The following is an 11,930-nucleotide window of genomic DNA, read 5'->3' as shown; positions in this document are numbered from 1 at the left end:
CCACGGTCTGCAGCAACCGCGCCCCTCGGTTCTCGCCATAAACATCATAATCACCCGCAGGCGTCGACAAGGTCAGAAACGCATCACTGCCGTTTGACCCAAGCGCATGTGAAATCCCCGATGGACCCAAAATGTCCCAAGTCGAAGCTAATTCAGTAGACGCGAAATCATCCGAAAAACTCATCTTTCCCACACTCTAGAAACTATTTATCCACATCACTGTCGTTCAAAAGAGAAACGCTGGGCGACCAACTCCCACGTTCAGGCAGATATTATATCATAATCTAAGAAACGTTTCAGGTAATCACGATTATTTTGTTCGAAACACGCCTATTGCTTTAAATGCTTGGGGGAGAGATAGCACCCACGGACATCTGACGACGATTGAGTTCACATCTAGTTGACAATTATGCTCTTCAACGCGCTTTTAATCTCTCCGCCCATAATGCGCCAATCCTGACGAAACACATGGGTAAGGGATTTTAGGCAAGCCAACTTTTCAGTGGTATCAACCGGAGCTCGCAGCACGGCATGGACATACTCCCGAAAAAGGCGGCTGCGTGGCGTGACAAAACGTGCTCGTTTCGTTGGGTCGAACCAATGGACCAGCGCTCTTGGCGTTGTGTTGGCCGCTAGTGATACACCGGGGTGTTGACGGCGAAAAAAAAGCCTCTCCTGAACTTCTGCAAAATCGCCGAGAAGTGACAGTTCGACCAACGCAACCTTGTCAGCATGGCCAAAGCGGCCTATCAGACGTGTCCGGCGAAGCATCTCCACACGCATCAGACCGGTAATAGGGACGCAGCGGTGAATATAGGTGTGGTGAGGTGGTGAACAGAGTAGGCTTTTTACTCGTGCCGCTGGTGAGTGACCTTGCCAGAGGATGGGGGCGTCGTAGTCTCTTATTGTTTGCCCCAGTTCGTTGATCTCACGCATCTGCGCGAAAGCAACAGCGATAGAATGGTCTGCCTCCAGTCGCGCAAGGCAGGCTTTGATGAAGTCCGGGGCAATCCGGTCGTCATGCGCGGCCCATTTGAAATATTTGCCCCGCGCTCGTTGAAAGCAACCATTGTAGTTGCCAGCCGCGCCTATATTTTTAGGATGCCTAAAATACAGAATGCGCGAATCTTGCGAGGCATAGCGACGGCAGATTTCTTCGGTTGCGTCGGTCGAGGCGTTGTCGCAAATCACAAGCTCGAAGTTAGGGAATGTCTGCGCAAGGATAGACTCCAACGCCTCGGCGACAAATTGCTCCCCGTTGTAAACGGGCATGCCGATGCTGACCTTCGGGGTGGAACATAGCGTCATGACGATGTCGTACACAGATTTCGAACGTGATCGTGGATTGTGTCATCTGCTTTAGAAAATTTGGTTATACTGCAAGATTCAATGCAACAGATGGATGAGCGATCAATATTAAATGCGTATCTAGACCAGAAATAATTCAAACTACTTTCAACCTTAGTCCAAAGCCAAAATATGCACTCTAACAAGGGCCACGACCCTCGTCGCTTTCTTGTAGCAATGTGAAACGGGTATCCGCAACACAAGTTCTTTTGGGTTTTTTGGGAGTTCACGAATGCAGAGCAAGATCCAAGAAAACTTTATTGGTGCATACGAGCTCAGGTATGGGCACGACAGAGTTCAAACCGAGAAGGAAACCAGTCCCTTCATTGCGATCAACTTAATCGTGGTTTTGTTGAGCGGGACGTCTGTATAAGAAATAGTGCAGGTCTAGTTAAGACTATTGGGGTCAGCATTTCTCATGATCGCAGTAGAGCATGTAATCGGGCTCGTTGAATTTGAACGAAACAGCGAAAAGAGGGTGCATCGCGAAATGACCGTCGAAAATATCGAACTGCGTCTTCATAAGCGTGACTTTCGAGACTCAGGCCACCGATTATGTAGTTTTGCAAAGCGCGCGACGCTGTATGATTTGCAAAAAGCGTGGCGTAGTCGTTCAATAGCCGCGCTCTGACAGCAGTGTCCGCCACCCGGTCTGCAGAAACACTGTTGGGGGTACGGTAAATTACCACAAGCGGTTCGGCAACGAAGGCAAACTTAGTTTTTTGTGCCAGGCGGATCGCTAATTCCCAATCCTCGTTGATCTGGAATGAAGTATCAAATTTACCAATGTCGTCAAAAATGGCGCGTTCGACTATTAGGGCCTGCGGAGTGATGGGGTTACCATAGAGTACGGAACTTGAGAGATCGCCGCTAATTGAACTTTTGGTTTCGGGAACTTCAGTTCGCAGGATCGGAATGTAATAGCATTGACGCTCTGCATAATAGAGCGATCCACAATAGCAAGCTTGGTAATCAGGGTCTTGTTCAAGTGCTTCAAGTTGTTTTGCGAGTTTTTCTGGGAACCAGCGGTCGTCGCTGTCTTGAAAGGCAATGTAACGGCCACGGGCGAGTTCTATACCGTGATTGCGCGCCCCGGCCGGACCGAGGTTGGTGGTATTGCGCAGCAGCCGGACGCGTGGGTCCGATTCGTACTCTTCGACGACCGCAACGGTCGCGTCGGTTGAGCAGTCATCGATGACCAGAAGCTCGAAGTCCGTCATGGTTTGTGCAAGAACACTGTCGATTGCTCTACGTACCAGATTCTCGCGATTGTATACCGGCAACACTACGGAAACGGTAGGCACGTCAATCATGCTGCCAGTCCTTTTGGTATCGAGAGTGTCCCCCAAAAGCGTGGGTACGAAATTTGTTTATGTGGCTTCACGCCGGTCCTGAATGGGTCGGGTGGTCGGATATGGTTTATTTGAAAAAGCCAGAGCTGCCGCGGATAGAAGAAGATATATGCCTGACCGATTATCACGTAAAAAGACCAACGTGCCAAATACTGCATGATTAATCCCAACCCAAAAATGTCGGAGAGAATCTGTAGAGAAAAGCAATCAACATGAAAGTAGTTTCGAATCTTTTTAAGTTTATTACAGACTAGCTTGGACAAGCTCCAAAAGGATAACGCAAACAAGGGGCGTGGCATTGCGAGCCTAGCGGTGCTCCAAAGGCGGATGGGTTCTCTCAAATCTGGTGAATTTGGAAGCCTGCTGACGAGGGCGGGGCGGATCAATCTCGGAAGTCGTATTTGAATAGTCCTCCTGAGTTTTGGTCATCCATACTCCACAACCCAAAAGGAATATGAAAGCGCAATAAGTCGAATTCCATAGGTGCACAGAGATGACAGCCATGCAAACCGAAATGACGGTTATTACATAGCCGGTCCGACATGATCTGACGAATGGGTCAATTTGCCGGGTGAAGATGACAGAGAACAACAGGCTGGCAATGCCCGCAATTAGCAATAGCACGGTGAGTAGCCCGTGACGAAGCGCCATCGCCAGCCAGAAATTGTCAATCGAAGTTGTTACCAGCCACCATGGGGCCGGCCAGGAATAAGTAAAGCCATAACCGAACCAAGGGCGTTCCATTATTCCGGAAATAGCCCAATCGTTCACGAGTAGGCGAGTATATCCAGTACCCGGGTTAAGTGCCAGATAGGGGACTGCGATTTGGGCGACGCTACGATTTGAAAAGGCCTCTACGACAATAAAGACAATGACGACGGTTGTCGCCAAAACCATCCAGCGTCTCATAAGCTTGCGAAAAACCACGTCGTACAGAGTTAGCATGCCCTGCAAACCCACGGCGACCAGTGCGCCGGAGGACAATGAAAGGAAGGCAGCTAGCCCAACTAGGCTTGCCCTTAGAATGGATAGTTTTTCTGGCGGGCTTGGCCGCGCGGCGTATAGTGCCAGCGCAAAGCCGAATGAGCAAAAAACACCATAGAGAATCGGGTGATCGAACGTCACCTGCGCGCGATCCAAGCCCAGCCGCTGCTCATGCGGAACGTTCGGAAGCACCGAAAGCACCTTTCCTAACAGCGAAAGCAGGATTGGATTGCCGGTCAGATTTTCAAAGATGGCAAAAGGGATTGTAACAATGATGCACGCCGTCAGTGTTTTGACCATCGCGCAAAATTGCAGGCTATTACGAATAAAAATACGCGCAAGGAAATAGGGCCCAAGAGTTTCAAGGATAAATATACCAACAGTGGGGGTTGAGGCGCGGGTCACTATCAACGACAACGCTCCCATCAAGGCGAAGGCAATGATCAATATATCAACGGTGCATAGCCGGATCGGCTTGGAAACCAAATGTGCTAAAATGGAAAAGAAGCTGAAAAGCAGCACAATCCGGTAGAATGAGAGACGTATGTCACCCAAATATATTTGAATGGGTATAGCAAGTGAAATTATGAAGGCCGTCACCCAAATAGACCCATGGACCGTATTGGTGGTCAGAGTAGTGGGAGAGTTTGATTGAGCATGGCGCAAGGTGGACGAGACTTTTGTCGTTAAGTTCATATTAGACTCTGATAGATGACGTGCCTGTCCGTGCATTGCCAACAAGAATCGCTTGCCGACCTTGATGCACCGCCTTTAAGGTACCCCTGTAGCCTAATTAATCTAATCTACACGTGTTGTCAGTAAAACTGTTCCTTCTAGCTCCAATCTTCCTCCGATATGCAGGCATCGACAATTGTGTATTTTGCCTGATCATATTCATTGTTTCGGGTTCTATGTTGAGAAACGTTGCAAACGGATTTGTTCCCCAAGCCATTCGGAGCCAGTTTGACTAGGCTACTCACTTTGTTGCCGATGGCATGCGACGGGGTTGGCCCCAGCTATACCTGTACGCGTCTTCTGCAAGGTATGGCCACGCGTGATTTATGTGGGCCACTCTTTGTCAACCGGATGCGTGCGCAGCTTGCAGGTCTCGAGTACCGAAGTTCTTTACCTGGTCCACTCGCTGTGCTGCCCTACCGGTTCGTAGAAAATATCGGATCGCAAAGAACCATGCGTCGATACCTTGCCGAACTCGATTCCGGTGATATCGCATATCTTTGGCCAGCAGCACCGCTCAAGGCTTATGAGGAAGTTCGCTCTCGCGGGTTGCCTATTGTTGCTGAAGGAATCAACACGCGTATGGAGTCTGCTCGTGAGATTCTCGACGTTGCATATGCTGCTGAAGGATTGCAACCAGGGCACGGTATAACTGAAGATCGAATCCAGGAAGAGAACGCAAAGTTGGCAATGACTACCGCGATTTTTGCCCCAAGTACCGGTGTCGAGCAGTCGCTTCAGAACGCGCCAATTGCAACGGAAAATGTCCTGCGAGCAAGTTATGGTATTACGCTTGACACTCCTAGGCCGCCCCGGCGTGCAGTGCCCGATGGCGGTCCGACAGTGTTGTTTGTGGGCTATGGCTGCATACGCAAGGGATTGCACCAGTTGTTAAGGGCTTGGACGATTGCGGGCATTGGGGGGAAACTGCTGCTTGCTGGCGAGATTGAACCCGCACTGCAGCAACTCTGCGCTGATCTGCTGAACCGACTTGATGTAAAGGTTCTTGGATTCGTGAAAAACGTTGAAGCGCTTTATGAGCAGGCAGATATATTTGTTTTGCCCTCTTATGAAGAAGGCGATCCGCTTGTTACTTATGAAGCTGCAGCACACGGCTTGCCTATTATCGCTTCACCTATGGGGGAAGGGCGCATGGGCGAAGAGACTGGTTGCGTTATCCGGATCGATCCGGCCCAACCTGAGAGTATTGCGGAAGCTTTGAAGCGGTTAGCCGTCTCCAAAGATGAGATGCGTGATTGGGGCATCCGAAGCCATGCTGCTGTCCAGAAATATAGCTGGGCTGAAGTCGGCGGTTGCCGTGCCGACCAATTGGCGGCGCATTTACGGCTCTGATACTTCCCTGCGGGTGGTTAGGAGAAACGAGCCAGTATGGCCCACATGCTTATGAGCTTATATTTTGCGATCCCACCGCTGGCCGTACCACAGCATTTTTAAGCAACACAAATCATCGACAATAAAGCCCATTTGGTTCGGATGGAAAATGTTTAGGGCAAATTGTTGTTGATTCGTGCAAACGGTGCCATATCACTCCTGATCATTGAGTAATGAGCTGCCTTATTTCTCTGAAATTCTTTAGCTAGGTTGCAGAGAATCCCATTGGTTGGGATAGGTTGATTGAATCGTGGATTTCGCTCTCTGATTTATAGGACGCAGACTTCCAACATGTTTCTGCCTTACAATGCCTTGAAAAAGATAAACATATTCTGCAATTGGCAATGTTCGGCGGAATTTGGCACATCCTAATTGTACTCAATCCAGCCTGGCCGGACTTTCGACCTAAGCATGTATGTTTTTATTATTAACCTGCTGATTAACGGGTATTTTCTCATTTTGAGCAACTTATTGCCGCATCATTGAACCGGATTTGTCACAGAATCACCTTCATGTTAGGTGATTGTTCAATAAACGTAGGATGAAACTGGCAGGCATAGAAAACCACCACACCACTTCCCATGAAAACGAATGGGGCAATGGTTATCGAGTAAATCAGATAGCATAGGTAAAACCACTCTACCTTCTTTCTGATTAAGCGTTTGATTTAGTGTCACAAACTGATGCGAAGGGCGATTTGCTCTGAATGATTTTCCGCAGCTGTATCTGTGGGGACTGGGTGTGTTTGGGTTGTTATGTCGAGCATAAATGGGGATGTCGATCCTAATGGCAACTATCAAAGTATCTAACTCGGCAGAGCTTTCTTCTGCAATTTGGTCAGCAAACAGCGGCGACACTATTGTGTTAGCCGATGGTAATTATGGTGACTTCAACATAACGCGCGATTTCCCTGGGGATGTCACGATCCAAGCCGAGAACGATCTGGGTGCGACCTTCGGGGCGCTTAAGATTACTGGTTCGAATCTCAACCTTGACGGGCTTAAGGTCAATGGTCGTTTCACCATTGAAGGCGCCGATGGAATCGAATTGCATAACTCCTCCCTTGGATCTTGGAGCGAGGTTTTGCACTCTTCGAGTGTCGTCATTAACAATAATGACTTCAGCTATACTCTCAATTTGGACACCGTTACCGGTTTCGTTGTGTCAAACAACTATATCCATGAGGTCGCCAACGATCTGCTGAGAGTGATTGGTGGCTCGTCTGACGGGGTTATCGAGAACAACGTACTCTGGGATCAGATTCCTGTCAGATTTGACGATGGCACCACCACACATACTGATGCTCTGCAAATGTTTAGCACCGGTACTGGCACTCCGCATGACATCGTTATCCGAGGCAACTATATCTATGACGACCCGGCCACCGGAGATAGCGGAAACCTTTGGGGCCAAGGTATCTTCTTAGGTGGTCCGACTGGTGGCTATCGGAACATTACCATCGAAGAAAACATCATTGATACAGGCTCGCCCAACGCAATCTATATCAGCAATGGTGTTGAGGGTAACGTTATCAGCAACAACACGGTGCTTGGTAGCGGCACAATTCAGGTCAGGTCTGGCGACTCTTCGGGTACTGTAATTCACAGCAATGTTGTCAAAAAGATAGCTGCCGAGGATGGTGCCAAAGCTACAGACAACTTCTACTACTACAACGAAGCTGACATCTTCCAAAATGGCGGCGACGGGTCAACATGGGAGGGTTTCCTCCCGCAATCCGGATCAGCGATCGATTTTGGTTCAGGGTATGGCGCCCTTAACCGGCTCAGCGAGTTGTTGAGCGGTGAGGGTTCCAGTTCAACGCCGATACCCGAACCCACTCCGGAACCAGCGCCTGAGCCTGCTCCGGAACCAGCGCCTGAGCCTGCTCCGGAACCAGCGCCTGAGCCTGCTCCGGAACCAGCGCCTGAGACTGATTCCGGCCTGACAGTGGAGCCTGTTTTCCGGCTTGCTGGTGATCACAAAATATCGAGCGCGGAAGACGTTCTGGAAATTGAGCACAATTCGGACCTGGAGCTTTCTGAGGGCACGGTTGCACTGACGTTCAACTTGGATCACACCTCGGGTTATAATGGTATTCTGTCAAAAGATGCCTCATTTTTTGGTTCCGGTGGACACTTCACGGCCTACGTTGACAACGGCACGCTTCACGTGCGCTTCCAGGACGGAACAAGCAGCAAAAGCTTCAGCATTGGCGGCATTCAAGCCGACACCGATTATGATCTGATGATCAATTTCGGGAATGGCGAAGTGATGGCCGCGCTGGACGGGAATACCTTTGGCGAAGCGGCGTTCGACGCCTCTTGGGACACAAACACCGAGTATCTGCAGATTGGGGCCAATGGCTGGGCCAGCGGTGCCGGCGAAAGCGGATTTACACATGTAATGGGGGGTACGATTTCGGATGTGGTAGTCGTAAGCGGTTCCCACTCTTACGATGTGATGCAAGCCCTTCAAAGCGGTGCGGCGGCTCCGGAACCAGCACCTGAGCCCACTCCGGAACCAGCACCTGAGCCTGCTCCGGAACCAGCACCTGAGCCCACTCCGGAACCAGCACCTGAGCCCACTCCGGAACCAGCACCTGAGCCCACTCCGGAACCAGCACCTGAGCCCACTCCGGAACCTGATACAGGTGCCAACAAGAGCCCGGTTTTCCAGCTTGCTGGTGATCACGAAATATCAGGGCGAAAAGATGTTTTGGAGTTCGAACATGACTCGGATCTGGAGCTTTCTGAAGGCACTGTCGCACTGACGTTCAATCTGGATTGGGTTTCAGGTTATAATGGTCTGGTGTCAAAGGATGCTTCAGGGTACGGCGACGGCGGACACTTCACTTCATACGTCAAGAATGGAACGCTCTATGTGCGTTTTCAGGACGAATCGACCACTAAGGTGTTCAGTATCGGAGACATTGAAGCCAACACTGATTATGATCTGCTCCTCAGCTTCGGAGATGGTGAAGTACTGGCTGCGCTGGACGGGAATACCTTTGGTGAAGCAGAGTTCGACGCTTCATGGGAAACAAACACCGAATATCTGCAGATCGGCGGTAATGGTTGGGCCAGCGATGCCGGCGAAAGTGGCTTCAAACACCGAATGGATGGTACCATCTCGGACGTGGCAATTTTCGACGAGGTCATCGCTCCACAGGAATATGACTACTTCCTGGTTTAAGGGGCAAATGTAGGCGAAGGGCGCTGACGGAATGTAAAGTTAACACATCCGTGGCGCCCTTTACTTTTTACAGATCATTCTGATAGCCGTGTATTGTCTTCTGTGATAGCAACACACGGCTACCGGCTGTTACATGCGCTGACCGTATCTGTGATATTGATCAGAAATACGCTTTCCGCTTTTTCATAATCGAAGCTTCCGGGCATAAAACGCTTCGGCCAGCGCGTCCGGGGCATTGCACTCCAGACCGCGCAACCGCATCAGGCCGCGAAATGTCAGGTCGTCGAACCAGTGCTTACCCACCTGAGAGGCGAAACACTCCATTAGCAGCGAGATTTTGGTGTCGGTATCCGCAACAGAGGCGGGGACGAAGGCGTTGGGTGAACCCATGCCACCATCCCATTTCGGAATCTCATATTCCAGGATCATATGATCGCGGAACGTGTTCCAGGTCAGTTCTGACAGGATGCGGTGATCCTGATGAAGATCCTGCTTGTATTGGGTCAGGATCAGGTCGGGGTCGTGCACTTTCAGCGTTTCCAGAAACGCCTTCACTTCGGCCCATTGATGCGGAAAATGGCCGTCACGGAAGTCTTTCAACACGATCTCTGACGATCCCGCACCTTCCAGAAAGCGTTCGGCGCTGGCCCGGGCCTCTTCACCGCGGACACCCGAGGCTGCACAGACCACCCAGACGATATGGGCATCCGGATTGTCGCGGATGAGCCGCAAAATGGTTGCGCCCGCACCGATTTCGATATCGTCGCTGTGCGCACCGAGACAGAGCACCGTGCCGAGTTTCCCAAGGCCGAGTTCACGCATCGTCTTAGTCGTCCTTCCAGACCTGCCAGGGCGTATTCCCGGCGGCCACCCGATCATCCAGCGCCTGCTTTTCCTTGAACGTGTCCATACAGGTCCAGAAGCTTTCATGCTGATGCGCATAAAGTCGCTTTTGCCCGACCAGACGTTCGAAGCCTTCGATCACCAGTTCCTCACCTTCATGCAGATTGTCGAAAATCTCGGGGCGCAGGGCAAAATAGCCGCCATTCATCCACATGCCCGAGTCTTTCACATCCGAGATTTGCGCCACGCGGCTGTCGTTGCCGAAAGACACCAAATGGAAGGAATACGGGGGTTTTACACAACAGAAACCGGCGACCGCATCGGTGGCGGAAAAGCCCTGGATCATTGCATCGAGATCAAGATCGGTCAGCGTGTCGGCATAGTTGGCCAGAAACATTTCTTCGCCGTCCAGATGCTCGCGCACGCGTAAAAGGCGACCGCCGATATTGGTATTCTGACCGGTGTCGACAAAGGTGATGCGCCAGTCCTGAATATCGCTTTGCAGAACGTCGATCTTGGCACCGCCATTCTCGAAGACGAAGTCGTTATTCACCCGCTCGTCATAGTCCAGGAAGAACTGCTTAATCGCCTCGCCTTTGTAACCCAGACAAATGATGAAATCCTTATGCCCGTAAGATGCATAGTACTTCATAATGTGCCACAGGATCGGACGACCACCCACAGGCACCAGCGGCTTGGGAATCTGATCGGAATAATCCCGCAGTCGGGTTCCCTGACCACCACAGAACAAAACGACTTTCATAACTGGTCCTTTTCCTTTTGCTCAGGCTCGCGCCCGGGTTTCCTGTGATGTCAGCACCGTGGCTTCGGGGACAAAAACCACCAGTTCGGCACCCCATTCGGCGGTATAGGAAAGCTGTTCGGCGATCTCGTCGCGGAAGTTCCAGGGCAGGATGACGATAACGTCCGGTTTGGTTTCAGCGATCTTGTCCGGATGGTGGATCGGAATCCGGGAACCGGGCAAATAGCGACCCTGTTTATAGGGGTTGCGGTCGACCGTATAAGAGATGAGGTCAGTTTTGATCCCGCAATAGTTCAGGAAAGTGTTGCCCTTGCCCGGCGCGCCATAGGCAGCGATCTGTTTACCAGCGCGTGCCGCGGCGATCAGATATTCCAGCGCCTTGCGTTTGGTTTCGCGGACCTGTTCGTCGAAAGAGGCATAGGTTTCCATCCGGTCCAGACCCGCAGCCAGTTCCCGGTTGCGGAAGGCAACAAGCCGGTCGGTCACCGGTTTGGTGTCGTCTTCCTCGTGGCGGCCAATGATGCGCAGTGACCCGCCATGGGTGGATACCTCTTCGATATCGAACAGCCGGATACCGTGATGGGCAAAGACCCGTTCCGCCGCAATCAGCGAGAAATAGCAGTAATGCTCGTGATAGACCTGATCGAACTGGTTGCCTTCCATGGTGGCCAGAAGATGCGGAAACTCGATTGTCATCACCGCACCGGGCTTCATCATGATCTTCAGCCCGGCCACGAAGTCATTCAGATCGGGCACCTGCGCCAACACGTTCTTACCCAGGATCAGATCGGCCTGCCGCCCTTGTGCGGCCAGCTTCTGGGCGGTTTCGACACCAAAGAACTCGACCTCGGTCGGAACACCCTTGTCGATGGCCACCTGGGCCACGTTTTCTGCGGGCTCCACCCCGTAACAGGGAATGCCCAGCGTCACGAAATGCTGCAACAGATAACCGTCATTGCTGGCCACCTCGACCACCTGACTGTCGGAACCCAGTCCGAAACGGTCTTTCATGTCGTGACAATAGCGGCGCGCATGTTCCACCCAGCTATCTGCATAGGATGAGAAATAGGCATACTCGGTAAAGATCTCCTCGGCCGGGACGAACTCGTCGAGCTGGGCGAGATAGCATTCGTGGCAAACGAAGGCATGGAGCGGGTAGAACGGCTCCATCTTCGAATAGTTTTCTTCAGCGACATAGCTTTCGCACAGGGGCGACATGCCGAGATCGACCAGCGTATGCTTAAGGTGTGTGCCGCAAAACCGACAGGGGAAAGATCCGGTAGGAGCTGACATGCGGGGCCTCTCTTTTTACTTCAATGCGT

At 51.4% G+C, this 11,930-nt stretch carries 9 protein-coding genes; 2 read left to right on the top strand and 7 right to left on the bottom strand.

The genetic code is table 11. The features are described 5' to 3' along the window. The 4 genes from ACR0ER_RS23695 to ACR0ER_RS23680 form a co-directional block, all read right to left on the bottom strand. A partial coding sequence (locus ACR0ER_RS23695) for a hypothetical protein (RefSeq protein ID WP_480771001.1) occupies positions 1-184 on the bottom strand: 184 nt, incomplete at its 3' end. A gap of 212 nt (positions 185-396) precedes the next feature. After that, positions 397-1,323, bottom strand: coding sequence for a glycosyltransferase family 2 protein (locus ACR0ER_RS23690; RefSeq protein ID WP_480771000.1), 927 nt, complete (start codon positions 1,321-1,323; stop codon positions 397-399). Between the two features lie 440 nt (positions 1,324-1,763). Continuing rightward, entirely contained in the window at positions 1,764-2,660 is an 897-nt protein-coding gene (locus ACR0ER_RS23685) for a glycosyltransferase family 2 protein (protein WP_480770999.1), read from the bottom strand. Positions 2,661-3,005: 345 nt separating this feature from the next. Further along, positions 3,006-4,379, bottom strand: a complete 1,374-nt coding sequence (locus tag ACR0ER_RS23680; protein ID WP_480770998.1) for an O-antigen ligase family protein — start codon at positions 4,377-4,379, stop codon at positions 3,006-3,008. A gap of 492 nt (positions 4,380-4,871) precedes the next feature. Here ACR0ER_RS23680 and ACR0ER_RS23675 point away from each other — a divergent pair, with 492 nt between their 5' ends. Both ACR0ER_RS23675 and ACR0ER_RS23670 read left to right on the top strand, forming a co-directional pair. After that, positions 4,872-5,771 (top strand): glycosyltransferase family 4 protein, encoded by a 900-nt coding sequence (locus ACR0ER_RS23675; protein WP_480770997.1) that lies wholly within the window; start codon positions 4,872-4,874, stop codon positions 5,769-5,771. Positions 5,772-6,596: 825 nt separating this feature from the next. Beyond that, positions 6,597-9,002 carry a polysaccharide lyase domain-containing protein gene (locus ACR0ER_RS23670; RefSeq protein ID WP_480770996.1) on the top strand — a complete coding sequence of 802 codons (2,406 nt, stop codon included), beginning with the start codon at positions 6,597-6,599 and terminating at the stop codon, positions 9,000-9,002. Between the two features lie 183 nt (positions 9,003-9,185). On the opposite strand, the gene ACR0ER_RS23665 is transcribed toward ACR0ER_RS23670, so the two are convergent. Genes ACR0ER_RS23665 through ACR0ER_RS23655 form a run of 3 tightly spaced genes read right to left on the bottom strand, consistent with a single transcriptional unit; the run spans position 9,186 to position 11,901 of the window. Then, complete coding sequence (locus ACR0ER_RS23665) at positions 9,186-9,824, bottom strand: PIG-L deacetylase family protein (RefSeq protein WP_480770995.1); 639 nt, start codon at positions 9,822-9,824, stop codon at positions 9,186-9,188. Between the two features lie 4 nt (positions 9,825-9,828). Further along, positions 9,829-10,608: a sugar phosphate nucleotidyltransferase gene (locus tag ACR0ER_RS23660; protein WP_170336056.1), complete on the bottom strand. Its 780-nt coding sequence runs from the start codon at positions 10,606-10,608 to the stop codon at positions 9,829-9,831. Between the two features lie 21 nt (positions 10,609-10,629). After that, positions 10,630-11,901: a class I SAM-dependent methyltransferase gene (locus ACR0ER_RS23655; RefSeq protein WP_170336058.1), complete on the bottom strand. Its 1,272-nt coding sequence runs from the start codon at positions 11,899-11,901 to the stop codon at positions 10,630-10,632. Between the last annotated feature and the right edge of the window lie 29 nt (positions 11,902-11,930).

This window comes from Ruegeria sp. CH8 (assembly GCF_056536985.1).
This window is presented reverse-complemented; position numbering and strand designations above follow the sequence as displayed.